At 57.4% G+C, this 25,770-nt stretch carries 25 protein-coding genes and 1 pseudogene; 17 read left to right on the forward strand and 9 right to left on the reverse strand.

The features are described from left to right. Nucleotides 1–20: 20 nt before the first annotated feature. The 7 genes from CAF73_RS04900 to CAF73_RS04930 all read right to left on the reverse strand — a co-directional run bounded on the left by CAF73_RS04900 (nucleotide 21) and on the right by CAF73_RS04930 (nucleotide 7,321). On the reverse strand, nucleotides 21–1,310 hold the full coding sequence (locus CAF73_RS04900; RefSeq protein ID WP_075944523.1) for an MFS transporter: 1,290 nt from the start codon (nucleotides 1,308–1,310) through the stop codon (nucleotides 21–23). 168 nt (nucleotides 1,311–1,478) lie between these two features. Beyond that, a complete protein-coding gene (locus CAF73_RS04905) occupies nucleotides 1,479–2,366 on the reverse strand; it encodes an acyl-CoA thioesterase II (protein WP_075944522.1) in 888 nt (295 codons plus the stop codon). Nucleotides 2,367–2,376: 10 nt separating this feature from the next. Then, nucleotides 2,377–3,045, reverse strand: a complete 669-nt coding sequence (locus tag CAF73_RS04910) for a 3-oxoacid CoA-transferase subunit B (protein ID WP_075944521.1) — start codon at nucleotides 3,043–3,045, stop codon at nucleotides 2,377–2,379. Nucleotides 3,046–3,051: 6 nt separating this feature from the next. Beyond that, nucleotides 3,052–3,744, reverse strand: coding sequence for a 3-oxoacid CoA-transferase subunit A (locus CAF73_RS04915; protein WP_085702103.1), 693 nt, complete (start codon nucleotides 3,742–3,744; stop codon nucleotides 3,052–3,054). A 299-nt stretch (nucleotides 3,745–4,043) separates the two neighbouring features. Beyond that, nucleotides 4,044–4,946 carry a LysR substrate-binding domain-containing protein gene (locus tag CAF73_RS04920; protein WP_075944519.1) on the reverse strand — a complete coding sequence of 301 codons (903 nt, stop codon included), beginning with the start codon at nucleotides 4,944–4,946 and terminating at the stop codon, nucleotides 4,044–4,046. Nucleotides 4,947–5,073: 127 nt separating this feature from the next. After that, nucleotides 5,074–5,967 carry an MBL fold metallo-hydrolase gene (locus CAF73_RS04925; RefSeq protein ID WP_075944518.1) on the reverse strand — a complete coding sequence of 298 codons (894 nt, stop codon included), beginning with the start codon at nucleotides 5,965–5,967 and terminating at the stop codon, nucleotides 5,074–5,076. 157 nt (nucleotides 5,968–6,124) lie between these two features. Further along, nucleotides 6,125–7,321 (reverse strand): acetyl-CoA C-acetyltransferase, encoded by a 1,197-nt coding sequence (locus CAF73_RS04930; protein ID WP_085702104.1) that lies wholly within the window; start codon nucleotides 7,319–7,321, stop codon nucleotides 6,125–6,127. A gap of 279 nt (nucleotides 7,322–7,600) precedes the next feature. Here CAF73_RS04930 and CAF73_RS04935 point away from each other — a divergent pair, with 279 nt between their 5' ends. The 9 genes from CAF73_RS04935 to CAF73_RS04975 all read left to right on the forward strand — a co-directional run bounded on the left by CAF73_RS04935 (nucleotide 7,601) and on the right by CAF73_RS04975 (nucleotide 17,219). Then, entirely contained in the window at nucleotides 7,601–8,428 is an 828-nt protein-coding gene (locus tag CAF73_RS04935; protein WP_075944516.1) for a MaoC family dehydratase N-terminal domain-containing protein, read from the forward strand. A gap of 55 nt (nucleotides 8,429–8,483) precedes the next feature. Beyond that, entirely contained in the window at nucleotides 8,484–9,647 is a 1,164-nt protein-coding gene (locus CAF73_RS04940) for an acyl-CoA dehydrogenase family protein (protein ID WP_075944515.1), read from the forward strand. Nucleotides 9,648–9,659: 12 nt separating this feature from the next. Continuing rightward, nucleotides 9,660–10,502 carry a CoA ester lyase gene (locus CAF73_RS04945; RefSeq protein WP_075944514.1) on the forward strand — a complete coding sequence of 281 codons (843 nt, stop codon included), beginning with the start codon at nucleotides 9,660–9,662 and terminating at the stop codon, nucleotides 10,500–10,502. A gap of 192 nt (nucleotides 10,503–10,694) precedes the next feature. Beyond that, nucleotides 10,695–11,444, forward strand: a complete 750-nt coding sequence (locus CAF73_RS04950; protein WP_075944513.1) for an electron transfer flavoprotein subunit beta/FixA family protein — start codon at nucleotides 10,695–10,697, stop codon at nucleotides 11,442–11,444. Nucleotides 11,445–11,446: 2 nt separating this feature from the next. Further along, nucleotides 11,447–12,376 carry an electron transfer flavoprotein subunit alpha/FixB family protein gene (locus CAF73_RS04955; RefSeq protein WP_085702105.1) on the forward strand — a complete coding sequence of 310 codons (930 nt, stop codon included), beginning with the start codon at nucleotides 11,447–11,449 and terminating at the stop codon, nucleotides 12,374–12,376. A 307-nt stretch (nucleotides 12,377–12,683) separates the two neighbouring features. Then, nucleotides 12,684–14,327: an acetolactate synthase large subunit gene (locus tag CAF73_RS04960; RefSeq protein ID WP_075944511.1), complete on the forward strand. Its 1,644-nt coding sequence runs from the start codon at nucleotides 12,684–12,686 to the stop codon at nucleotides 14,325–14,327. A gap of 80 nt (nucleotides 14,328–14,407) precedes the next feature. Then, the gene (gabD, locus tag CAF73_RS04965; RefSeq protein WP_085702106.1) at nucleotides 14,408–15,850 is read left to right on the forward strand and encodes an NADP-dependent succinate-semialdehyde dehydrogenase; all 1,443 of its coding nucleotides are present in this window, start codon (nucleotides 14,408–14,410) and stop codon (nucleotides 15,848–15,850) included. A gap of 152 nt (nucleotides 15,851–16,002) precedes the next feature. Next, a complete protein-coding gene (locus CAF73_RS04970; protein WP_075944509.1) occupies nucleotides 16,003–16,650 on the forward strand; it encodes a TetR/AcrR family transcriptional regulator in 648 nt (215 codons plus the stop codon). Further along, nucleotides 16,647–17,219 carry an SDR family NAD(P)-dependent oxidoreductase gene (locus CAF73_RS04975; protein WP_085702107.1) on the forward strand — a complete coding sequence of 191 codons (573 nt, stop codon included), beginning with the start codon at nucleotides 16,647–16,649 and terminating at the stop codon, nucleotides 17,217–17,219. Before CAF73_RS04970 ends, CAF73_RS04975 begins: the two co-directional genes overlap by 4 nt. 26 nt (nucleotides 17,220–17,245) lie before the next feature. Here CAF73_RS04975 and CAF73_RS04980 read toward each other — a convergent pair whose 3' ends face one another. Continuing rightward, nucleotides 17,246–18,172 carry a LysR family transcriptional regulator gene (locus tag CAF73_RS04980; RefSeq protein WP_178134545.1) on the reverse strand — a complete coding sequence of 309 codons (927 nt, stop codon included), beginning with the start codon at nucleotides 18,170–18,172 and terminating at the stop codon, nucleotides 17,246–17,248. 115 nt (nucleotides 18,173–18,287) lie between these two features. Here CAF73_RS04980 and CAF73_RS04985 point away from each other — a divergent pair, with 115 nt between their 5' ends. From CAF73_RS04985 to CAF73_RS30410, 7 genes and pseudogenes are all read left to right on the forward strand, one after another. Then, nucleotides 18,288–19,136 carry a pirin family protein gene (locus CAF73_RS04985; RefSeq protein WP_075944507.1) on the forward strand — a complete coding sequence of 283 codons (849 nt, stop codon included), beginning with the start codon at nucleotides 18,288–18,290 and terminating at the stop codon, nucleotides 19,134–19,136. 104 nt (nucleotides 19,137–19,240) lie between these two features. Then, on the forward strand, nucleotides 19,241–19,858 hold the full coding sequence (locus CAF73_RS04990; RefSeq protein ID WP_085702108.1) for an isochorismatase family protein: 618 nt from the start codon (nucleotides 19,241–19,243) through the stop codon (nucleotides 19,856–19,858). A gap of 266 nt (nucleotides 19,859–20,124) precedes the next feature. Further along, on the forward strand, nucleotides 20,125–20,304 hold the full coding sequence (locus CAF73_RS04995) for a hypothetical protein (protein ID WP_139315735.1): 180 nt from the start codon (nucleotides 20,125–20,127) through the stop codon (nucleotides 20,302–20,304). A gap of 97 nt (nucleotides 20,305–20,401) precedes the next feature. Beyond that, on the forward strand, nucleotides 20,402–20,536 hold the full coding sequence (locus tag CAF73_RS30405; protein WP_256574619.1) for a hypothetical protein: 135 nt from the start codon (nucleotides 20,402–20,404) through the stop codon (nucleotides 20,534–20,536). Then, nucleotides 20,526–20,732 (forward strand): hypothetical protein, encoded by a 207-nt coding sequence (locus CAF73_RS05000; RefSeq protein WP_075944504.1) that lies wholly within the window; start codon nucleotides 20,526–20,528, stop codon nucleotides 20,730–20,732. Before CAF73_RS30405 ends, CAF73_RS05000 begins: the two co-directional genes overlap by 11 nt. Nucleotides 20,733–21,333: 601 nt before the next feature. Beyond that, nucleotides 21,334–22,638, forward strand: coding sequence for an MFS transporter (locus CAF73_RS05005; protein ID WP_256574620.1), 1,305 nt, complete (start codon nucleotides 21,334–21,336; stop codon nucleotides 22,636–22,638). Nucleotides 22,639–22,785: 147 nt separating this feature from the next. Then, nucleotides 22,786–23,029, forward strand: a pseudogene (locus CAF73_RS30410) (SAM-dependent methyltransferase); the annotation flags it as partial. Nucleotides 23,030–23,138: 109 nt separating this feature from the next. On the opposite strand, the gene CAF73_RS05015 reads toward CAF73_RS30410, so the two are convergent. Then, nucleotides 23,139–24,569 carry an aldehyde dehydrogenase family protein gene (locus CAF73_RS05015; RefSeq protein WP_085702110.1) on the reverse strand — a complete coding sequence of 477 codons (1,431 nt, stop codon included), beginning with the start codon at nucleotides 24,567–24,569 and terminating at the stop codon, nucleotides 23,139–23,141. A 122-nt stretch (nucleotides 24,570–24,691) separates the two neighbouring features. Here CAF73_RS05015 and CAF73_RS05020 point away from each other — a divergent pair, with 122 nt between their 5' ends. Further along, nucleotides 24,692–25,594 carry a LysR family transcriptional regulator gene (locus tag CAF73_RS05020; protein WP_176247706.1) on the forward strand — a complete coding sequence of 301 codons (903 nt, stop codon included), beginning with the start codon at nucleotides 24,692–24,694 and terminating at the stop codon, nucleotides 25,592–25,594. Nucleotides 25,595–25,770: the final 176 nt, after the last annotated feature.

Raw genomic sequence — 25,770 nt, forward strand, 5'->3', positions numbered from 1 at the left:
GAATGGCTAAAGAACGGCGCTCAGGCGGTCTTCGGCGTTGTGGAATTTGTAGGGGCGGCAGCGTCAGCGGCCGGGTCTTGTGCATCCAGCACTTCAATGCTGATGCCCTTGGTTTCCGGTAGCAGCAACAAGGCCACCACGGAGATTGCATAAGCACACAGGCAAAAAAGGCCGATCGCTTGCGCCAGGCCGACATGCACCGAGAGCACACCGACGCCTGTGATCGCCGTGGCACCGACCGACTTGCCGACATTGTAGGAAAAGCCCATGCAGGTGGTGCGCACATGGGTGGGAAACAATTCACTGAGAAACGGCCCCAGCGCCGCGTACATGCCAATGGCGGCGAAGCCCACCAGGAAACCCATGACGTGGGTGACCAGTGGATTGAGCGGGATCATCATGTAGGTGACGGTCACGATCCACGACATCAGCGACAGCACGATCAGCGTCGGACGCCGTCCCAGTTTGTCCGCCAGATAAGCAGTACTGGCGAAACCGGCAAAGCAGCCCAGCGCCATGACCAGGATGGTAGCGATCAACGAACCGGACTCCACACCACGGTCCTTGAGCAACGACGGTATCCACACCAGAATCACGTAGCTGCCCGCTTGCAGACCGACCACCAGAATGCTCGATAGCATTGTCAGCCGCCGGTACTGCGGTTTGAACACGGTCGAGAAAGAGGCTTTGGGCGCCTTGCTTGCAACGGCCTGAACAAACGCATCGGAGTCTTTGACGTGACGGCGGATAAACAACACCATCAGTGCCGGGATGACCCCGAACCAGAACGCGACACGCCAAGCCAGTTCCGCCGGGAACTGGCTGAGGATGACGGTGATGATAATTACCGCGCCTGCCCAACCCAGTGCGAAGCCCGACTGCACAAAGCCCATCGCGCGACCGCGATTACTCGGGTTGATCACTTCAGCCATCAGCGCAGCACCTACCGCCCATTCACCGCCGAAGCCGAAACCTTGCAAGGTCCGGGCGATCAGCAACTGTTCGAAGTTTTGCGCGAAGCCGGCTACCACACCAAAAAAAGTGAACCAGAGAATCGAGAAGATCAGGATGCGCACACGACCGTGGCGGTCGCTGAGAATACCGGCGGCCCAACCGCCAATGGCCGCCGACAGCAATGCGGCAGTGCCGACCATGCCGGCTTCGGCCTTGGTCAGCCCCCACAGGGCAATGATCGTTGGCAGCAGAAAGCTGAACATCTGCATGTCGTAGGAATCCAGCGCCCAGCCGGAGTAGCAGGCCCAGAATGTCTTGCGTTCACGAGGCGAGCCTTTCCTGTACCAATCGAACATGATGACCTTCCTTATTGTTATTGGTGAACTGCTCATGGCCTCAGAGCAACGCCATGGGTGTTTCTGTTACCGATGCGCAATCCGCATTCGCAGCATGAGGGAGTTCGTTGCTTCTGCCCATTTGCCGTTGTGGAAGTCCCTCTTTCGCAATAGCTAAGACCATCTCATTCACGCAACCAACGGCGACAGCAACATGTCTTGAGTCATGCTCGCGACAAGCCGGCCATAACGCTGATAAATGTGGGTCGTGACCAAACCGCGACCGGCCAGGCTACGAACAGGCTCGCTCAGAAAAAGCAGCCAGTCGTTGGCATCGATTAACGAGCTGTGGAACCACAGACTGTGATTGAGCTGACTGACGCGGCCGTGCTGCCACGGATCAGGCATCGAAGGCGACGGCACCAGACATCGGTTGAGCCAGCAGTCGGACATATAGGCCAGCGCCGCAGGGTGCAGACAACCTTCGTTCGGCAGCGGCTGGTTCAAACGCACCCAGTAGCCGACCTCGGGCTGATCGTCTGGTCGCCCGCCCGCTCTTTCAGCGTGGATTGGCCGCACGTCAAGAACAGGCCGGTCAATTAAGCGCAAACGAAGAGCGTGGCCCTGATGCATCTGACTGGCGGCCGATTCGGCGAGAGTCGGCAGGCTTTCGGGTGTCGGCAGCAGGCGGTCCAAGTGATAGACCCTGCCACTGTCAGTGCTGGTTTTCTGGAATGACGCGTTGGCGCTCAACACCAGGCCGGTGCCCTGCACGCCATAGATATGCCGGTTGGAGAAGCATCGGCCGTCCTGCAGCAACTCCACGCTGTACTCAATGGTGTCCAGCGGGCTGGCATCATTGAGAAAGGTCATTTGCAACAGACTGGGGCTGCGCCCTTCCAAGCCTTGCGCCGCCGCCCAAAGCGTTTGGGCGATCAATTGTCCGCCATAGACATGTCCGTGGTTGTCGACGTCACTGGTATGGCTGCGGTATCGGTTTTGCCCATCCAGATCCAGCGCAAGCAATTCGGTCAGGTCCCGCTGATCCCAGTACTGTCCAGAGGTATGCAGCTCCATGACCGGCGCCTTATATCTTAGCCATTGATGCTAAGTTGAGGATGGAAAAGTCCAGTGGCACGGGTGTCAGCTCCTGCAGACGTTCGGCAGTGACATCGCCAATCAGCTCCAGCACCAACACACCGTCATCGGTCAGTTCCAGGGTGGCCATGTCGGTGTAGACCCGACTGACGCAGCCCAGCCCGGTCAATGGGTAGGTGCAGGCGGACAAAAACTTGCTCTGACCGTCCTTGCCCAGGTGATCCATCATCACAAAGATGCGCTTGGCGCCGATCGCCAGGTCCATCGCACCGCCTACTGCGGGAATGGCATCCTTAGCGCCGGTATGCCAGTTGGCCAGGTCGCCGTTGGCTGCGACCTGGAATGCGCCAAGGACGCAGATGTCCAGATGGCCCCCGCGCATCATCCCGAAGGAGTCGGCATGGTGAAAGAATGCGACGCCCGGTAGCGGCTGGATCGGCTCTTTGCCGGCGTTGATCATGTCCCAATCTTCCTGACCGGGAAGCGCGGCCACCCAGCGCCCCAGTACGCCGTTTTCACTGTGCAGGAAAATGTCCTTCTCCTGTGGCAGGTGGTTGGCCACCAGGGTTGGCAGGCCGATGCCCAGGTTGACGTAGGCGCCTTCAGGGATGTCGCGGGCGACGCGAGCCGCCATTGCGTTGCGAATGTTTTTGTCCATTTTTGTTCATCCCACCTGCTGCTGTGCCGGCGCAACATCGGTGCGCTGGACAATGTGTTTGACGAAGATACCGGGGGTGATGACCCGCTCCGGATCAAGCTCACCCAACTCCACCACGCGACCGACCGAAGCAATGGTGTTGTGCGCGGCCATGGCCATGATCGGGGCGAAATTGCGCGCGGTTTTGCGGTACACCAGGTTGCCCCAGCGATCGCCCTCCTCAGCATTGATCAAGGCGAAGTCAACGTGGATGGGGTATTCGAGCACGTAGTTGCGGCCGTCGATGGTGCGCGATTCCTTGCCTTTGGCCAACAAGGTGCCAAAGCCAGTCGGCGTGTAAAAACCACCGATGCCGCAGCCGGCGGCCCGCAGGCGCTCGGCCAAGTTGCCCTGAGGGACGATCTCCAGTTCGATTTTTCCGGCACGGTAGAGGGTCTCGAACACATGAGAACCGTTCATTCGCGGGTAGGAGCAAAGGATCCGGCGAACGCGGCCCGCCTTGAGCAGCGCGGCCAAACCGGTATCGCCCTGGCCGGCGTTGTTGCTGACCAGAGTCAGGTCGGTCGCGCCCTGAGCGATCAATGCCTGAATCAGGTCGTCGGGCATGCCAGCGCCGCCGAAGCCGCCCACGGCCACCACAGCCCCGTCGGGAATGTCCGCCAGCGCTTCAATGGCGCTAGGCAACAGCTTGTTGATCATCGCTATACATCCTTTCTCGTTCTTGGGGCCAGGCCGGAGTCTGGCAAGCAGTGCAAGGCGCTACCCCGCGTTTGAATCAGCTTGCCAGTGCGGCCCGAGGCCCACAATTTCGGACTTCGAAAGGGCGAATTAACGATCGATTAATGGCTGCCTGCGTAACATGCGCGAAACCCTGTAGAAGCTATCGAGTGCAACGAGGCTGCGATCTTTTGATTTTTAAAAACAAAATCAAAAGATCGCAGCCTGCGGCAGCTCCTACAGTGGATTTCTGCATCTATGGGGAGGCAATTCAGGCGGATCTAGACCGTGCGGTAACGCTCGATGAGCGCGTCGGCGAATTCGCGGGCGAAGGTCGAGAGGCCGTCGAAATCCTGGGAACAGAGCTGGAAGGTCCGCACCGCCCAGGGATCAAGCAATTGACAGGCACCGATACCCTGCCGCCCCTTGAGCCGGTCGTAACTGGCCTGAGGCACGATGGCAATACCGGCCCCTGCTTCGACCATACGGAAGATGGCGTCGGAACTGGCAACCTGTACCCGAATGGTCAGCGGCAGGTGCAACGCGGCGGCGGCGCGGCTGAGGAACACATTGATTGCGCTGCCCTCGAGCAACGATACAAAGGCGTATTGCAGGGTTTCCTTAAAAAACACATCACCGCGCAACAGAATTGGGTGATCCAGCGGCGCGATGACCATCAAACGGCTGGATACCAGCGGCACACTCTGCAAGCCGTCGGTGACCACGCTCCCGGACACGATGCCCAGATCGGTGCTGCCCTCGCGAACGGCACGCACGATGTCGTCACTGAGACGCTCGCGCATGTCGATGTGCACATCCGGATGACTGATCAGATACTCACCCACCACCGGCGGCAGGTATTCGGTAATCGCGGTGGTGTTGGCTTGCAGGCGCAACTGCCCCTTGAGGCCGTCGGTGTATTGCTGTAGATCGCCGGTGAGCATTTCCAGCTGGGACAGGATCACCCGCGCGTGCTGTAAATAGGTCTTGCCGGCGTTGGTCAGGGTCACACCCTGAGGCGAGCGCTCGAGCAAGCGCACGCCGAGGTTTTCTTCCAGGTTTTTGATACGGTTGCTTGTTGCGGGCACCGAAAGGAACGAGCGCTCGGAGCCGCGGGTAAGACTGCTGGTTTCCGCGATGTTGATGAACAGACGGAAATCGGTGATATCGAAATGCATCGCCATGGTCGGACGGTTCCTGCCAAGTGAGACTTACTGTACTCACAGTACATTGAGTCTGCCTAGTGGCATTCAACATAGCCACGACCGGCGCGGTCGCGGCTACTTTACAAGCACGGCAAACAAGCCGGTATCAAACCCAGTGCGACGGCTCGAACACGAAGCCGTTGCCCTGGCGACGGATGAAACCGCAATGCGGCTCACCAAAGTGCACCGGCATGATCAGCGCTTCGCGGTCGGCCGCGTTATTGAGAAATTCCAGACGGGTGCGGCGAGCGATGTCTTCCCAGATGCAGTAACCGGAGTTGATGTCCGGGCGCACGATCTGGATCGGGCTGTGCAGGATGTCGCCACAGAAAATACCTTCTTGCCCTTGAGATCGCACACGGAAAGCCACCTGACCAGGACTGTGCCCCGGCGCAGCTTCGACCACCAGGCAATCGGCGATTTCTTCACCTGGCAACATCATTTCTGCAAGGCCTTCGTTGACGATCGGCATCACGCTGTCGAAAAACGACTCTCCGAACACGTCAATCACGCCGGCTTCCTTGTTCTTGCCCTGGTGACAGAAATCGAAGTCGTCCTTGGGCAGGTAGTAACGCGCATTGGGGAACGTCGGCACCCAGCGGCCGTCCTGCCAGGTGGTGTTCCAGCCCACATGGTCGGAGTGAAGGTGGGTGATGACCACGTGTGTGACTTTCTCGGGCGGTGCGCCAGCGGCGATCATCCACTCCTTGACCAGGGTGTTGAGCATGTTCATGCGCGCAATGCCCGGCCGCGGCTTAAAGTTACCGACGCCGGTGTCGATCACAATGATGTTGCTGCCCACGTGCACGATCCAGAACTGGATAGTGACCAGCAACTTGTTCATGTGCTCGATCCAGTGATTTGGCGCCATCAGGTCACGGTGCTGTTGCAGTACACCCTCCTCCATGCCCGGAAACAGGAACGCGGGATCATGGGTCGGGCCCGCGTATTCAAGAATACGGGTAACTTTAATGTCTCCGATCATGCGGGACTGCATCATGGCTTTGTACCTCAACGGTTTTTGTTAGTTCGCGGCTGTGCCGCTGGTTTTTCCGGATTATCCGTTGCCGGTACCGACTGCGCAGTTGATATCTCGTTAACAGCACCTTAAGAAGCGCTTAAGGCGAGTGTACAGCCGCGCAAACGGCATCGGTCGATCAAACGCGCTCGAACAACGCCGCCAGTCCCTGGCCGCCACCGATGCACATGGTTTCCAAGCCATAGCGTGCCTCGCGCCGACGCATTTCGTGCAACAGCGTGGTCATAATGCGCACACCCGTGGCCCCAATGGGGTGGCCCAACGAAATCCCCGAACCGTTGACGTTCACCCGGGACAAGTCGTCCAGGCCCCAGGCCTTGAGCACCGCCAGGGCCTGGGCAGCGAAGGCTTCGTTGAGCTCGATCAAGTCCAGTTCGGCCAGGCTCAACCCGGTTCGCATCAACAGCTTTTGCGTGGCAGGTACTGGCCCGATGCCCATACGCGAGGGTTCGCAACCCGCGGCGGCCCAGTCCACCAGACGCGCCATTGGCGTCAATCCGTGACGCGCGGCGTACTCCGGCGACACCACCAGACAGCCCGCTGCCGCGTCGTTCTGCTGGCTGGAATTGCCCGCCGTGCACACGCCTTCGGGGCGAATGAGGCGGAGGGCCTTCATGCTTTCGAGGCTGGCGTCCTCACGAATGCCCTCGTCTATTGTTACCCGCGTGACGGCGCCGCGCTTGCCGGGCACATCTACCGCGACCACTTCATCGGCGAAGCGCCCTTCTCGCCAGGCAGCCGCGGCATTCTGGTGGCTGCGCACGGAGAAGCTATCCGCTTCCTCGCGGCTAATGCCATAGTCCAGGGCCAGGTTATCGGCGGTTTCCGGCATCCCGGAAATGTGCCCGAATCGCTCGGAAGGCTGCGAACGCTCGCGACCGCGCTCCAGGCGGTCATGAAAGCGCACGCTGCCAGCTCGCGCGCCCCAGCGCATGTCGGTGCTGTAGTACTCAATGTTGCTCATGCTCTCTACACCAACCACCAGCACCGCTTCGGCATTGCCAGTTTTGACCATCATGGAAGCATCGATCACCGCCTGCAGGCCCGAGCCGCAACGACGATCCAGCGTGTAGCCCGGCACCTCAACAGGTAGGCCCGCGGACAACGCAGCGTATCGACCGATGCACGGTGCCTCACTGGAGGCGTAGGACTGTGCGACGATCACCTCGTCCAGTGAGTGTCCCAGCACTCCCGTGCGCGCCATCACCTGGCTAATCATGAACGAGGCCAAATGCTCGGCTGTGAGCGGAGCCAGCGCGCCGCCAAACTTGCCGATGGGTGTGCGAAGGGGCGAAACGATCAGCGCGTTTTTCATTGCAGCTCAACCTCAATGGGGGCAATGCGCACAGCATGGGCGGTCAACGAACGCGCCGGCAATTTTGCATCGCGAAAGCCCGCGTTTCGCCTGGCTTAAGCTCCTGAGTTGTGCCTGTGATCCAGCGGATGCGTTTGCCTTGCCGCTCAAACCCTCACCGCTAAAACTGAATGGCCTACCTCCTTAGCCATTAGTTGACCCCCTCTTCCGCAAAAGCTAATTCCCCCTCTCGCCACGCTCCTAGCATCATGCATCGCACAACATCAGCGGATGCCAGACATGCTCAGTTTCGATCCATCCCAATGGCTGGGACGTACCCAGGAAGCCCACGACCAGTTCAGCCGTAACCTGATCCAGCGCATTGCCGCGACTTTCAACGTGAAAGTTCCTGGTCAGGGTGAAGAACTTCCGTGGCTCTGGCACTGGTGCTTCTTTACGGAGCCAGCCGACAGCAGCGATCTGGGTACGGACGGGCACCCGGCACTCGGCACTTTCATGCCGCCGGCTCATGGTCGCAACCGGATGTGGGCTGGCGGGCGCCTGGATTTCATCGAGCCGTTGCGCGTGGGGTTGCAAGCCACCCGCAAGACCCGGATCGAAAAGATCGCGGAAAAGACCGGTCACACGGGCTCGCTGCTGTTCGTGACACTCAAGCATGAGTATTGGCAGGACGGCCAGCTATGCATCTCGGAAGAACAAGACATTGTCTACCGCGAGCCTAGCCCACCCAAGCTGGGGCAAGGTGAGCCAGTGCCTGAATCCGAGTGGAGGGAGAACTTTAGCCCCACTCCGGTGTTGCTGTTCCGCTATTCCGCATTGACCTTCAATGCCCACCGCATTCACTTCGACTGGCCCTACGTCACAGAGACCGAAGGCTACCCCAACTTGGTAGTTCATGGCCCATTGACCGCCACCCTGAGCATGACTGCTTTCGTGCGCGCCAATCCCCTGGCCCGCGTGCGCCGCTTTAGTTTCCGCGGGCTGCGTCCGCTGATTGCCCCGGACGACTTCCAACTCGGTGGACGACACACGGGTTCCGGCACCGCCGAACTGTGGGCAAGCAATGCGAGCGGCCTTTGCCAGCAAGCCGAAGTGCATTTCGACTGACTCTATAAAAAATGCGCCCGCCTTGGTCGCGGACGCCCAATTCGAGGAACGCTCCATGAGCCACCGTAACAGCGAAGACATCAAATCCATCCGTGAAGGCGTCCGCGCCCTGTGTGCCGAGTTCGACGCTGCCTACTGGCGCAAGATCGATGAAGAAAAAGGTTTTCCTGAAGCCTTCGTCAGCGCCATGACCCAGGCCGGGTGGTTGTCGGCAATGATCCCCGAAGAGTACGGCGGTTCCGGCCTGGGCCTGGCCGAAGCCTCGGTGATCCTGGAAGAAGTGAATTACTGTGGCGGCAACTCCGGCACCATTCACGGCCAGATGTACAACATGTTTACGCTGCTACGTCATGGCAGCGACGCGCAGAAGACCTACTACCTGCCGAAACTGGCCAGTGGCGAACTGCGCCTGCAATCGATGGGTGTGACCGAGCCTACCACTGGTACCGACACCACCAAGATCAAGACCACCGCCGTGCGCAGGGGCGACAAGTACGTGATCAACGGCCAGAAGGTGTGGATCTCGCGTATCCAACATTCCGACCTGATGATCCTCCTCGCCCGCACCACACCGCTAGCGGAGGTGAAGAAGAAGTCTGAAGGCATGTCGATTTTCCTCGTCGATCTGCGCGAGACCATCGGCAAGGGCCTGACCGTGCAGCCGATTGCCAACATGGTCAATCACGAAACCAACGAATTGTTCTTTGACAACCTTGAGTTGCCGGCCGACAGCCTGATCGGTGAAGAAGGCAAAGGCTTCCGCTACATCCTTGATGGCCTCAATGCAGAGCGTACCCTGATCGCTGCCGAGTGCATCGGCGATGGACGCTGGTTCACCGAGAAATCCAGCGCCTATGCCCGCGACCGTGTGGTATTCGGCCGTCCGATCGGACAAAACCAGGGCGTGCAGTTCCCGATCGCGGAAGCCCACATCGAAATCGAAGCGGCTGACCTGATGCGTTGGCGCGCCTGCGAAGAATACGACAGCGGAATCAACGCCGGCGCAAGCGCCAACATGGCCAAGTACCTCGCAGCCAAGGCGTCCTGGGAAGCGGCTAATGCTTGCTTGCAAACCCACGGTGGCTTCGGTTTCGCCTGCGAGTACGACGTAGAGCGAAAATTCCGCGAAACCCGTCTGTACCAGGTTGCACCGATCTCAACCAACCTGATCCTGTCGTACGTGGCCGAGCATCTGCTCGAGTTGCCCCGCTCGTTCTGAGGGAAGATGCCGATGCATAACCCAACATTGCGTTCTGCCCTCTTCGTTCCGGGGAATCGCCCGGAGCGCTTTACGAAGGCGCTGATCAGCGGCGCAGATATCGTTATCGTTGATTTCGAAGACGCGGTCGAAGAAGAACAAAAAGCCAAGGCGCGCGCCAACCTGAGCGCGTTCCTTGACACCAACACCACTGCCCGCGTCTGGGTTCGGGTAAATATGGCCGGCCATGCCGAACATCAAGCCGACCTGGAAATGTGTTGTCACCCAGGCGTCGAAGGCATCTTTTTACCCAAGGCTGAAACGGCGGAGCAACTGCTGCGGGTATCTGCGACGGGCAAGATGATGATTCCTATCGTTGAGAGTGCCCTGGGCCTTGATGCGCTACCGGCTATGGCACGCGTACCCGGTGTCGTGCGCCTGACCTACGGCCGATTGGACCTTGGGCTGGATCTGGGCCTGGACGTGACCAGCTATGGCGCAGAACGCATGTTCGATCAAGTTCGGTACTCCTTGCTGTTGCAGACTCGTCTGTCCGGCCTGGCCGCTCCGCTGGAAAGCGTGTTCTCGAACATCGAAGACAGCGAGCGTCTGCAACATTACGCCCGCACCGCTGGCAATATGGGCTTCGCCGGGATGCTGTGTATTCATCCGAAACAGGTTGCCGTGGTTCACACCGCCCTGGCACCGACGGAGGAAGAACTGGTTTGGGCCCGCCACGTCCTCGATGCGGCCGATGGCCGAGGCGCCTTCAGACTCGATGGCGAAATGATCGATGCCCCGGTGATGGCGCGCGCTAGGCAATTTCTGTCCCTGAGTGCATGGACCACACCGACGAAGCCTGACGCTGATCGCTGATACGTCCGAATACACCCGATTTAAAAGACACCCATAAAGAGTTGCCTCCGCCGGTACGCCCACGACGCCCACCGGCGGCGGTAACTCAGGAGGTATTCACGCGGTCTGTGAGCCCAGCAACGCGGGCTCCATGGCCGACACCGATATCGCCCACTGATACTGCGCATGAAATTTGTTTGGAGGCCCCCTGCTATGAGAGTTTTGGTATCGATCAAGCGTGTGGTCGACTATAACGTCAAGATCCGCGTAAAAGCGGACAACTCCGGCGTCGACCTCGCCAACGTCAAGATGTCGATGAACCCGTTCTGCGAAATCGCAGTGGAAGAAGCCGTACGCCTGAAGGAGAAAGGTGTTGCGACTGAAATCGTCGTCGTTTCCGTCGGCCCGTCCACCGCTCAAGAGCAACTGCGCACCGCGCTGGCTCTGGGTGCCGACCGCGCCATCCTCGTCGAATCCGCTGAAGATCTGACTTCCCTGGCCGTTGCCAAGCTGCTCAAAGCTGTTGTCGACAAGGAACAGCCTCAGCTGGTAATCCTTGGCAAACAAGCCATCGACAGCGACAACAACCAGACTGGCCAGATGCTCGCTGCACTGAGCGGTTACGGTCAGGGCACCTTCGCTTCGAAAGTCGAAGTGTCCGGCGACAGCGTTGCCGTGACCCGCGAAATCGACGGCGGCGCACAGACCGTTTCCCTGAAACTGCCGGCCATCGTCACCACCGACCTGCGTTTGAACGAGCCGCGTTATGCGTCCCTGCCAAACATCATGAAAGCCAAGAAGAAGCCTCTCGAAGTGCTGACTCCGGACGCTTTGGGCGTTTCCACCGCCTCCACCAACAAGACCGTGAAAGTCGAAGCGCCGGCTGCACGCAGCGCGGGTATCAAGGTCAAGTCGGTGGCTGAACTGGTCGAGAAACTGAAAAACGAAGCGAAGGTAATCTAATCATGACTATCTTGGTAATCGCTGAACACGACAACAAGGTAGTGGCTCCGGCCACCCTGAACACCGTGGCTGCCGCTGCCAAAATCGGCGGCGACATCCACGTTCTGGTCGCTGGCCAGGGCGCTGGCGCCGTGGCTGAAGCCGCTGCGAAAATCGCTGGCGTGGCCAAAGTGCTGGTGGCCGACAACGCTGCCTACGCTCACCAGTTGCCGGAAAACGTAGCGCCGCTGGTAGCCGAGCTGGGCGCTGGCTACAGCCACATCCTGGCTGCCGCGACTTCCAACGGCAAAAACATCCTGCCGCGCGTTGCCGCTCAGCTGGAAGTTGACCAGATCTCCGAGATCATCTCGGTGGAAAGCGTTGATACCTTCAAGCGCCCGATCTACGCCGGTAACGCCATCGCTACCGTTCAGTCGAACGCTGCGGTCAAAGTGATCACCGTGCGTGCCACCGGTTTCGACCCGGTGGCTGCTGAAGGTGGTTCGGCTGCTGTTGAAGCGGTTGCTGCTGCGCACAACGCTGGCACCTCGAGCTTCGTTGGCGAAGAACTGGCCAAGTCCGATCGTCCTGAACTGACCGCTGCCAAGATCGTCGTTTCCGGCGGTCGCGGCATGCAGAACGGCGACAACTTCAAACACCTGTACGCCCTGGCCGACAAGCTGGGCGCTGCCGTCGGTGCTTCGCGCGCCGCGGTCGACGCAGGTTTCGTACCCAACGACATGCAGGTCGGTCAGACCGGCAAGATCGTTGCTCCACAGCTGTACATCGCGGTCGGTATCTCCGGCGCGATCCAGCACCTGGCCGGCATGAAAGACTCCAAAGTGATCGTGGCGATCAACAAGGACGAAGAAGCGCCGATCTTCCAGGTGGCCGATTACGGGCTGGTGACTGATCTGTTTGAAGCTGTGCCCGAAATGGTTTCGCTGGTTTAAATATCAGGAATGACCAGAGGGTTGAATCGGGCCTCTTAATATATATAACAAAAGCAAATAGTATCAATGCGTACAACTCGCTTTTATTATTTATGCGGCGGCGCGAGGATTATTCCCCCCATAAAAATGAGTTAAATCCTCGTTGTATGTTGAGGTTCGTTTAAGTGGAAAACCGTTCGCCGGTCCGATTGCAGGGATCATGTGGCAGATGCTGGAGGACAATGGTGTTACCCACTTAACCGTTTTTCAGCTTCGCGAGTCTTTAATGGAACCTCAATCCGCTGCCCCTTAATTCGAGATCAATAAAATGGCCAAGGCTGCCGATGTCGTTGTGCAATGTCTGGAAAATGAAGGTGTCGAGTTTGTATTCGGCATTCCTGGCGAGGAAAATCTCGATCTGCTTGAGTCCCTGCGAAAATCGAAAATCAAGCTGGTACTGACTCGCCACGAACAGTCCGCCGGCTTCATGGCTGCCACCTATGGAAGGCTGACAGGCAAGACTGGTGTGAGTCTGTCGACTCTTGGTCCAGGGGCCACCAACCTGGTCACCGCCGGAGCCTACGCCTACCTGGGCGGCATGCCGATGCTAATGATCACCGGCCAGAAACCGATCAAAAAGTCCAAACAGGGTCGCTTCCAGATCCTCGATGTGGTCGGCATGATGCAGCCACTGACCAAGTACACCCACCAGCTCGCTTCTGCCGACAACATTCCGTCCCGTGTACGCGAAGCGTTTCGCTTGGCGGAGGAAGAAAAGCCCGGTGCCGTGCACCTGGAGTTGCCAGAAGACATCGCCGCCGAGCAGACGGATAGCCTGCCTGTCCCGCCGAGCTTGCATCGACGCCCTTTGGCCGAGCACAAATCCATCGAAGCAGCCGTTCAGAAACTGCAGGCGGCCCGTAGCCCGATTCTGGTTATCGGTGCAGGTGCCAATCGCAAGATGACGGCCAAGGTGCTCAAGCAATTGATTGACAGCACCGGCATCCCCTTTGTCACCACGCAAATGGGCAAGGGCGTGGTGGATGAGCGTCATCCACGCTTTCTCGGCAACGCTGCCCTTTCCGCTGGAGACTTCGTGCACCGCGCTGTCGAAGCCGCCGATCTGATCGTCAATATCGGCCACGATGTCATTGAAAAGCCGCCATTTTTCATGGTCCGTGGCGGTACCGAAGTGATCCACATCAACTTCCGTTCTGCCGAAGTCGATCCTGTGTACTTCCCGCAAATCGAGGTGGTGGGCGACATTGCCAACGCCGTGTGGCAGATCGGTGAAGCGCTGCAGATCCAGACTCATTGGGATTTCAGTCGCCTCATGGCGATCCGCGAAGCCAACGAAGCACAGATCATCGAGGGCGCGGACGACAAGCGTTTCCCGATTTACCCGCAGCGTTTCGTTGCTGACGTGCGTCGCGCCTTACCGTCAGAAGGCATCGTCGCCCTGGACAATGGCATCTACAAGATCTGGTTCGCGCGTAACTACAAGGCCCACAAGCCCAATACCGTGCTGCTGGACAACGCCCTGGCGACCATGGGCGCGGGCCTGCCGTCGGCCATGGCCTCGCATCTTGTCTACCCGGACCGCCCGGTAGTCGCCGTGTGCGGTGACGGTGGTTTCATGATGAATAGCCAGGAACTGGAAACGGCCGTGCGTTTGAAGATGAACCTCACGGTCATCATCCTGCGCGACGACGGCTACGGCATGATCCGCTGGAAGCAGTCGAACATGGGCTTCACCGACTTCGGTCTGGACTATGGCAACCCGGACTTTGTCATGTATGCACAAAGCTATGGCGCTAAAGGCCACCGGGTAGAAAGCGCCGAAGGCTTCCTTCCACTGCTGGAGAGCTGCATCAGTGAGCCGGGTGTGCACGTGATCGATTGCCCCGTGGACTACTCGGAGAATGATTTCATTCTCAACAGCGAACTCAAGAGAAGAAGCGCGTTGGTCTGATCCTTCTATCATCATTCAATCTCAGGGGCGGTGCCGCGATGCCGTGCCGCCCGCGTTCAATGACAACACTGGAGTTCATGATGCAGCTTAAAGACACCCAGTTGTTCCGCCAGCAAGCCTTCATCGATGGCGCTTGGGTCGATGCGGACAATGGTCAGACGATCAAGGTCAACAACCCGGCAACGGGCGAAATTCTGGGCACCGTGCCGAAAATGGGCGCTGCCGAAACCCGCCGTGCGATCGAAGCCGCTGACAAGGCGCTGCCGGCCTGGCGTGCACTGACCGCCAAGGACCGTGCGAACAAGCTGCGTCGCTGGTTCGAGCTGATCATCGAGAACCAGGACGACCTGGCTCGCCTGATGACACTGGAGCAAGGCAAGCCATTGGCCGAAGCCAAGGGCGAAATCGTTTACGCCGCTTCCTTTATCGAGTGGTTCGCCGAAGAAGCCAAGCGCGTCTACGGTGACGTGATTCCGGGCCACCAGCCAGACAAGCGCCTGATCGTGATCAAGCAGCCAATCGGCGTGACCGCTGCCATCACCCCGTGGAACTTCCCGGCTGCAATGATCACCCGTAAAGCCGGCCCAGCCTTGGCTGCCGGTTGCACCATGGTGCTCAAGCCTGCTTCGCAAACGCCGTTCTCGGCATTCGCTCTGGCTGAACTGGCCCAGCGTGCCGGCATTCCTGCTGGCGTGTTCAGCGTGGTGTCCGGCAGTGCCGGCGACATCGGCAGCGAGCTGACCAGCAACCCGATCGTGCGTAAATTGTCCTTCACTGGCTCGACCGAAATCGGTCGTCAGCTGATGGCTGAATGCGCCAAGGACATCAAGAAAGTCTCCCTGGAACTGGGCGGCAACGCGCCGTTCATCGTGTTCGACGACGCGGACCTGGATAAGGCCGTCGAAGGCGCGATCATTTCCAAGTACCGCAACAACGGCCAGACCTGCGTCTGCGCCAACCGTCTGTACATTCAGGATTCGGTCTACGACGCGTTCGCCGAGAAGCTGAAAGTGGCGGTGTTCAAACTCAAGATCGGCAACGGTCTGGAAGAAGGCACCACCACCGGTCCGCTGATTGACGAAAAAGCCGTGGCCAAGGTGCAAGAGCACATTGCTGACGCCGTTTCCAAAGGCGCCACCGTGCTGTCCGGCGGCAAAAGCATGGAAGGCAACTTCTTCGAGCCGACCATCCTGACCAACGTGCCGAAGAACGCAGCCGTGGCCAAGGAAGAAACTTTCGGTCCATTGGCGCCGCTGTTCCGCTTCAAAGACGAAGCCGAAGTGATTGCGATGTCGAACGACACCGAGTTCGGTCTGGCCTCGTACTTCTACGCTCGCGACCTGGGCCGTGTGTTCCGTGTGGCCGAAGCCCTGGAATACGGCATGGTCGGCGTCAACACCGGGTTGATCTCCAACGAAGTCGCGCCGTTCGGCGGCATCAAGGCGTCGGGCCTGGGGCGTGAAGGCTCCAAGTACGGCATCGAAGATTACCTGGAAATCAAATACCTCTGCCTGAGCCTGTAACACGCGACCGAATCAGCTCTTTCAATGATGGAAGGGCTGATTAAGTTATTCAAAACTGCCAAGTATGGCGCGCACCACTCCCCGACTGCTCATGACGAAGCGATTGTTGGCGAAACGATACTGGTTGAATTGGATGACCGCAGGATCACATCATGAACAGGACTGAAAGCACCATTCGCTTGGCTGCCATCAAACTGATTTCCCGTAACGGCTATGAGTCGATGAGTCTTCGTCAACTGGCGGCTGAGTCCGGGGTCAATGTCTCGACGCTCTATCTGTATTACAAAAGCAAAAGTGAGTTACTGCTGGAACTAATCCTGGAGTACCTCCAGAGTCTGGGTCACGAGTGGAATCGCAACTGCCCCGCCGCTAATGTCAGCGCCAGCATACAACTGCGCTCCTTTATTTCGTGCCATATACGCTACCACCTGGAACATCAAGACCAAGCGATGTTAGGCAACCTCGAACTCCGAAGCCTGGACGAGGAATCGTTATCACAGGTTTGCCAGGCTAGACAGATATACCTGAAAACCTTGCAGGACTTACTCGAGCAGGGCGCGAGGGAGGGGGCTTTCGTTTGCGCCGATTCAAAGCAGATGGCGCGCACCTTGCTCAATATGCTGACCCACGCTTGTGTCTGGTATCAGGCCGATGAACGCTGGGGCATCGATGAGGTGATCCGACATTACTCCGAACTGGTGATGAGAATGCTCAGCCCCACTCTAGTCGCTGTGGCCGGTGTACCAGACCGCCGACCTTCCATTACTCGAAGAGTCGTGCCAAGGGAACTATGCCGATGACCGACCCGCAGCAATCGTTTTCCATGGAAGGAAAAGTCGTATGGGTCGTAGATGCCTCAACCCGGTTGGGTGCGCGTTTCGCTCGCCTCATCGCCCGCGCCGGAGCGCAGGTGGCCATTGGTGCACAGCATTCCTGGCAACTGGTTCAACTGGCGGCGGATCTGCGCTGCGAAGGCGCCGTGGTGTTGACCGTCAGCCTAAACAGCGAATGCCGTGTCAGTGTGGAGGCAGCGCTGGCAACGATTCAAGAGTGCTTGGGCAACGTCGATGTACTGATCAACAACAGCGGCGAACACGAATACACTCCACTGAACGATCACATCGTCCACTGCACCAATTTACACATGATGAATAGCGAACATGGCGGCAGTATTGTGACCATTGAGCCGCCACCGAGCGCCATAAGCGAACCCAATCCATGTCTGCGGCCCAACAGTAGCCTGATCCGCATGAGCCGAGCCTTGACCCAGTCGCTGACACCCCATCGCGTTCGTGTCAGCGTGATCGCAGCAGGACGTGGAAATAACCCAAGACTAAAAGAGTCCAGGCGTTCATCTTCAATGACCTGAACGTTGGTCATTGAATAATATTCAACTCAGATAACGACGCTGTGTTCTTGAATGCTCGCGGGCAAATGGATGGAAAGGTAGTCAATCAAGCTCCTTACCGATGGCAGCATTCCCTTCGGCTTTGGAAACAACAAGTGAATAATATGTTCCGCACCTGTCCAGCCACGAAGTACCAACTCCACTTGATTGCGTGCAACAGCTGATGAAGCGATGGGTTCTGGAAGGAGCGCTACACCGAGACCATGAATCGACGCCTCAAGTTGCATCCTCAAGTCATCCGATAATAACCGCGGCGTGTGAGCAGCCAGACAACTGCTTCCCCCATTTTCCAGCAACCATCTCCCCTTACCATCCTGAACGTCTCCCGGACGGCAAAGTGTGTCTACTTGCTTGAGATCTTCTGGCGACTCCAACTGGCCACAACGTGCGATAAATGCAGGGCTGGCCACCAGCACACGCCGAGCCACGCCGAGTTTTCGCGCAACCAGTCCGGCCGAATCTTCGATTTGCGGGCGGGCCCTGAGCGCGAGGTCGAAGCCCTCCTCGATCAAGTTGACCTCGCGATCCGTTGCATTGAGTTCCAGGCGTACCTTGGGATGCATCAACAGATAGCCCGGCAGAATCGGCGACAAATACGTCTCCGCCATCACTTGCGGGCAACTGAGCCGGACCATACCCGCCGGCTCGATTTGCAGGTTGGCAATGCTGTCGAACGCCGTATTGGCCCCTTCGACCACGGTCAGGCATTGCGCATAAAAGTGCGAGCCTGCCTCAGTCAAGGCAATTTGACGGGTAGTTCTGTTTAGCAGGCGTACACCCAGACGCGACTCGAGGATAGCCACCCTGCGGCTTAAACGCGTTTTTTCAACACCCGAGATTTTTGAGGCAGCGGTAAAGCCTTTATGGCGCACCACGAGGACGAAGTATTGAAGGTCATTGAGGTCATCAATCATTGGTGCTGCCCTGCAACAGTCTTGGGTGATTTGACCATCTTATCGATGATTAATGCCTAGTTTACAGTTCATCGCATGAAAACAGCGCTATAAATACGTGCGAAGGATGACAAAGATGTCGATCAAGTTTTCCCCAATAGCTGAAGCCAAAAAGGCTGAACTGGGTGCTCAATTTTCCGCACATCGCCTTGATTTGGACGCACTGACGGGGTTCAGCGCCCCAATCATGGGATTTGATCATTTCCGTGCGAGCGGCCCGACCTTTGCACCGCACCCCCATGCCGGTTTTTCCGCCGTGTCATATCTCTTCGAAGACTCCACTGGCGGCCTGCGAAACCGAGACTCCCTTGGCCACGACTTGGTCATCGAGCCCGGCGCCATGGTCTGGACCCAAGCTGCCCACGGCGTGGTCCACGATGAGCACCCTGCCGTCAACGGCGAGGAAGTACACGGACTGCAACTGTTCGTCAACCTGTCCCGGTCGCACAAAAATCTGCCGCCGCGCGTGATCCATGCATCCGCAGACCAGGTTCCGACCGTGGTCACCGGGCAAGGAGCGCGGGTACGGATTTTGACGGGGTGCTTCAATGAAATCGAAGGGCCCATCGCGCCGGTTGAGCCGTTTACTTTCTTGGATGTGACCCTAAGCGCCAGCTTCACCTACTCGGTACCCAACGGGCAAAACGTCCTGATCTACGTGCTGTCGGGTGCTCTCACTCTTAGCGCCTTTAGCGAACAACGATCATTAACGGCACATCAAGCGATTGCCGCCCGAAGTCTGTCGCAGCCGGAAGATGTACACCTTGTCCCTGACCAAGACGCCCATGTGCTGATTCTTTCCGGCTTCGACCCACAAGAGCCGGTGGCGGTGTACGGCCCATTCATCATGAACGATCAGGCCGGACTCCAGGCCGCCTACTCCCGCTACGTGGAAGGAAAGATGGGCAAACTGCCTCCCCTCTGAACCTCACTGAAATCATCCCGGCGATCCTCGAATCGTCGCAACGGCCATGGATTCCATGGCCGCATCACCGGCTGCAAGCCGACTGAAAACCCAGGAGAAACCCCATGAGCTACGATCGTCTGTCAGCTGACAACGCCGCCGTCGTGTTTGTCGATCACCAGACCGGCCTGTCCAACGGCGTGCAGGACCAAAGCCTGCCCGAATACATGACTGCGGTGGCCGCCTTGGCAAAGCTGACCAAGGCCTTCAACCTGCCCGCAATCATCACCACCAGCGCCGCAGATGGCCCCAACGGTCCGGTGCTGCCAATCATCACCCAGACGCTGCCCGATGCTCCAATCATTCACCGCCCGGGTGAAATCAATGCGTGGGGTAACCCGGCCTTTGTCGAGGCTATCGAGAAAACCGGCCGCAAGAAACTGATCGTGGCGGGCGTTTCCACCGAAGTCTGCGTCACCTTCGTCGCGTTGTCGGCGATCAAGGCCGGTTATGACGTGTACGTGGTGATTGATGCATCGGGTACCTGGAACAAGCTGGTGCAGGAAGTCGCCCTCGCCCGCATGGTCCAGGCAGGTGTCGTTCCGATGACATGGGTCGCAGTAGCCGCCGAGTTGCAAGCGGACTGGCGTAACGTCACCGGCGAAACACTGGCCCAGATCATGGGCTTACACCTGCCATTCTATGGCAACCTGCTGGGTAGTTTCATGGCGGCCAAAGGCTAAGCGAACGGCGCCACCGTTTGGCCTATCATCCGCTAGAGTCCATCGCCAGCCGGCTCGCTCCTGCTAAAATAAAACCTGCAGGAGCTAGCTTGCTCGCGGAACAAAGCCCTGGAAACAACCTACTGCTGGTGACCTAGCCGGAGGAACGGGCGCTGATCGAGGGATTCAAAATCACTTACCAACGCTGCGTCAGCCAGGCGGATGTGATTCATGAACTGATCAAAAACGGCCGAGGCGATGCAGGTCTTCAGTTGGCGTGGGCCGACATGGACAAGGTCGCTCGGACCATGATCGATCAACTGGAAAAGCTTGAACAACTTCACGACGCGTCGAAAATCAAGTCCAGCACCGAAGCCACGCAGTTTTACCTGAATGCCAAACGGACCACTCTGTTGCTGGCCTTGCGATTGACCCTGAGTTTGGCCTGCCCATCAGCCAGACACTGACTGCATCGGAAACGGTCGCCGGCGGTGACCTGCGCCCTTCTCGTATCCACATCACCGGCAGCGACGGGCGGCCCTGTTGCTGAAATCCATGGAGCGCATGCGGAAAATCCTTCGCGGCACCCTGATTCATGCGGGTGATCCCGCCAACCAGCTGTCCTCGGCCACCCACGAAATGAGCGCGTTGATGCTCAGCAGTTACAGCCTTGGTCGCAAGTTCGGTGATGGCCATTGACGAGCGCAACACCGTGATTGCCAGCGCTTATGAAGAACAGGTGCAAGTGGCGCATGAGGTGGACAGCAATTTGGTACGCATCCGCGACTTATCCGCACAATCAGCGGTGCGTTCCTTTCAGACCTGCAGGGCCAGCGACGCTCTAGCCGACTTGGCCAATGGTGTGAATGCCAGGCTGAAACACGTTCAGTTATGAGATTGGCTCAGCCCGTTTAACGAGAGTCAGCCAACTCATCTTGGGAAGACGAGTATGGAAGGGCAGCTAAAATCTCGCCTCTCACGCTTGGAGTGACGTTTGTCTGGTTTGAAACCGCGACCTTTCGGGTCACCATCAAATATTACACATTCAGTTACCAATTTCCGTGACCGCTCCTGAAGGACGTCAGCACTCCCACAAGGCTCAGAAAATGCGCTAAGTGGCCGTTTTATAACGCATTGACCAAGGAGGCAGTCTCCGCATGTACCTTCGCATTCATCCTATAAACGAGATTTATTCATAAGCATAAACCAGATTATTTGTTTCCAGCTTCCTTAGCCTCTAGTTTGTCCTCAAAGCAGATCTACTTTTGCACATAATAATTAAAAATAAGGCTTGAATATGACTATTCCACACATCTAGATCCGCTGACGCAGATTATTAGAGCCCGATCATCCAAACCTCACATTAAAATGGCACTTGCGCTAGATTTGAAAACTCATCTTCCCAAAAAGTAAAACTCATTAACGTTCCACATCCCTTCAACGCCAAAATAAAAACTCTCGGCTCTATGATTGATTGCATTAGGCAACGTGTCACATTGACCATTGCCAATCTACCAATGCATAAATATGTCAATCGCCACATCCAAACAGATAGGAAAATAAAAATGAATAAAATATCGAAATGGCATGTATTGATAGGTTGCTTTATAGCATATTTCTTTGATGCGATCGAAATTGTAATGCTTTCACTTTCACTGCCAGTGATCAGGCAGGACATGGACCTCAATATTAACCAAGGGGGACTCTTGGCAACCGCCACTCTTTTAGGTATTGGAGTAAGTAGTGTTATTGCTGGCTGGTACGCAGACACCTTTGGGCGAAGAAAGGCTATGCTTACCTGTTTGCTACTGTTTGGTTCATTAACAGCGATACTCTCGAGCATTGAAAATCTTTATGTATTCATGGGTCTGCGCTTTCTTTCCGGACTTGGGCTGGGCGGCCTGTGGGGAATTGTCGCAGTATACATCGCTGAAAGTTGGCCATCACATCAACGGGCCAGAGCGACGTCACTTGCAATCAGCGCGTTTGCCATTGGTGCTATCGCGGCGTCATTAGCGGCAAAATACATGCTACCCGAATGGCGGACCATGTTTGTTTACGCAGGCGGCATGGTCGTTATTCCTGTGCTTTACATCTATTTCTGGGTTCCAGAAACACCTGCATGGAAGGCAGCCAAGGCGCAGAATCTTAGCCTCAAAAAAAGCGCTACGATTACTGAGATTTTCTCACCGGCGCTCATAAAATCGACTCTACTGGGTACTACAGCAGCCAGTTTTGCCCTGCTCGGCTACTGGGGTGCCAATACGTGGCTACCTACCTATCTAGTCCAAGAACGAGGCTTGGGTTTGAGTTCCATGGCAACCTTCATGGCCATACTAAATATTGGCAACTTTATTGGTCTGAATTTCTTCGGATACTTGGCGGACATTATTGGAAAGCGAAAAGTTATCATCATTTCCCTCGTATGCACCACGGTAATGTTACCAGTTTATATTTATGCCTCCCAGGCAAACACACTGCTCTGGCTTGGTGCCCTGTATGCATTTTTCATCGCCTTCGCGGGTTTGTTCGGTGCATATTTCAGCGAATTGTATCCTACTCACGTTCGAACGCTGGGCGCCGGGTTTTGCTTCAACGCCGGGCGCGGCTTGGCCGCTCTTGCGCCGTTATTGCTAAGCGGTATCGCAACATACTACAGTTTGGCGGCTGGTTTGATGGTTTGCGCCGGATTTTTTTTCGTCTCGGCATGCGTTATATGGTTCATGCCCGAAAAGCCAAAGTTGGTGACTCAGGACATCATACTCGAACCCGTTTCGGCAAACCGGCAGGAGGCAACATGAAATGAAATATTTTAAGGGTGGCCACATATTGCACGCGGATTAACGCTTAAATAAACCCGGATACCATCCGGGTTTATTCAGGTATCTTTTATGCATCCACCCAAAGGAAAAATAAGTCGATCCACTTGGCTTATTGTTTTTGATTAATATGCCTATGCCACTCAGTTGGTCTCCTCGATGTCTATACGCAACGTTGGCGGCGGCACGGAGCTAGTCCGGATGAAGTGAAAGTCAAACTTGGAAAAATTCTTCAAGGCGCTGACCCTCCACATTCTGAGGCGGCTGTTCAGAAGCTTTTGCATGATGCGGTTTTTGGGGACGCTACCCGCTTTTCAGCAGTCTGTTCTGGGGTGCTTGGTTAACGTGTAAAACAGTCTTAATGGTGATCTGAGTAGCAGTTCCTGGCCGTTTTCAGCCTTTCGCGACGGATAGCAATCGGCCATTAGCGGACGCTAACTGCCCATCCCCATCTAGTGCTCCCAGACAGGGACCTGACCCAGTCATTTCAACGGGTCATACCGGATCAACGTCTTCGGCTCCAAATACGCGCTCATCCCCCACCTGCCCATTTCGCGCCCAAGGCCTGAATGCTTGAATCCACCGAAGGGGGCACGTGGTTCGTGGGCCAGCGTGTTGATGAGCACGCGCCCCGAATCGATCTGCCGGGCGACGTTCATACAACGTTGGGAGCTTTTTCCCAGCACCAGGGCGCTCAGTCCATAGTCCGTATCGTTGGCAATGCTGATCGCATCAGCATCATCCTCGTAGGGGATGATCGTCAGCACGGGGCCGAAGATTTCCTCACGCGCGATGCGCATCCGGTTGTTGGCATCAGTGAAGATCGTGGGCTTCACGAACCATCCGGCGTGCAAGCCTTCCGGGCGACCTTCGCCACCCGCCAGCAACCTCGCGCCTTCTTCCTGGCCGATACGGATGTAGCGCTGCACCCGTTCCCATTGTTTCTGGCTCACCATCGGACCGATGTCAGTGTCGGCGTTGCGTGGATCGCCCGATTGAATCTGTGCGACACCCTCCTTCGCAATCCGCTCGAACTCTGCCAACCGACTGCGCGGCACGAGAATGCGAGTGCCTGCGATGCAAGCCTGGCCGCTGTTGAGAAATCCCGCTTGCAGCACCAGCGGCATGACGGCCTGAAAATCCGCATCATCAAGCACCACGGTGGGCGACTTTCCGCCGAGTTCAAGCGTCACGCGCTTCATGGTGTCAGCACCGGCTTTTACCAGATGTTGGCCGATAGCGGACGACCCCGTGAACGAGATCTTGGCAACGTCGGGATGTCGGGCGATCTCCTCGCCAACCACATCACCCCGTCCGTTGACGATATTGAAAACACCCGGTGGCAGCCCCGCTTCGTGCAACGCCCTGACCACGACTTGCGTCTGTAGCGCGCTCATCTCGCTGGGTTTGATGACGGCAGTGCAGCCTGCCGCCAGCGCGGTGGCCAGTTTGTTGCAAATGAAGCCCGCATTGCTGTTCCAGGGTGTGATCAGACCGGTCACGCCCACGGGCGTCAGAATCACCCTGGCCATGCCGACCTGTTCCTCGAAATCGAACGTTTCCAGTGCATCGATTGCTTGGGCGATCACATCAGCCGGATAAGTCGCCATCCACCGCCCGCGAACCGACGGTGCGCCGTATTCCACGAGGATGGCCTCCAGCAGTTCTTCCTCCCTTGCCGCCATGGCCCGGTGCATCCGTTGCAGTGCCGCAATGCGCTCCTCCCGGCCAGTACGAGCCCACGCCGGGAACGCAACCTTGGCGGCGGCGATCGCACGCTGTGCGTCAAGTGCATCGCCCAGCCGAACCTGTCCGATAACTTCTTCGGTGCTCGGGTTATGAAGGTCGAACCACTCCTGACCGTGTGGAATGACGAACTCACCGTTGATGTAGATATGTTCAACGCGTTGCATGGCGACTCCTCGCTCAAAATGACTCGCCCGAAGCGAGCCTCTGTGATGAAGTCTAAGAAGGGTTCATTATTCCGATAAGCCATCTTTTGGCTTATGAAGAATCCCTATATTCAGGACTATCCATGCACAGAACAGGAATGACCGAGCTGGAAGTGGTACTGGCCGTTGCGCGTCGCAACAGTTTTCGCGGTGCAGCACAGGAGTTGGGCATGTCCACTACGGCTGTGAGCAGTGCGGTAGCCGGCCTGGAAGCACGCCTGAAAGTACGACTGTTCAATCGTTCCACGCGCAGCGTTGCCCTCACCGACATCGGGCAACGCTATGTGGCACGCATCGCACCTGCGTTGGCCCAGATCAAAAGTGCCGACGAAGAAGCCAGCGTCGGCCTCGATGAACCCAGCGGCACATTGCGCATCAATGCACCGCATGGGGCGGCCTATCTGCTGCTGGAGCCGCTATTGAAGCAGTACGCTGAGCGCTATCCCGAAGTGCGCATCGACATCGTCAGCGAATCAAGCATGGTCGACATCGTCGCCGGTGGCTTCGACGCCGGGATTCGCCTGGCAGAGTCTGTGCCGCAAGACATGATCGCCGTGGCACTGTCAGGTGACATCCGGATGCTCGTGGTCGCAACGCCCGAGTACCTCGAACGCCACGGCGTGCCCGAGCATCCGCGAGACCTGCTCACCCACCGGAGCATCGGCATGCGCATGGCCCATGGTGGCCTCTACCATTGGGAATTGGAGCGCGATGGCCAAAAGCTGCAGATGGATCTGCCGGTGCGCTTCGCCTCCAACGAGTTGCTGGCCATCAAACAGGCCGTGTTGTTGGGCCTTGGCATTGGATTTATTTCCGAGTGGTTCATCGTCGATGAACTGGCAAGCGGCGCACTGGTGCCGGTGTTGATGCCGTGGTGCCCTTCATTTGGCGGGTTGAGGCTCTACTACTCGGGCCATCGTTTCGTACCAGCGCGATTGCGCGCACTGATTGAACTGGCGCAGAAGTTGCGGCCCACGGTGGGTTGATTTTTATGCCCCCTTGTATCGTCGAACATAACTGTAATACCCCATATAAACCCGCCTCCTGCGTCGCTTGCTCCTGGGAACAGCCGAGTGTCATTGCGCTGTCGAGTCATTCACTTTCATATTTGAGGCTTGCGTCGAACTTGTGTCGATTCGCAGGAATGATTGCTGGTGGTCGT

The organism is Pseudomonas sp. B15(2017) (assembly GCF_002113215.1).
Lineage (GTDB): Bacteria > Pseudomonadota > Gammaproteobacteria > Pseudomonadales > Pseudomonadaceae > Aquipseudomonas.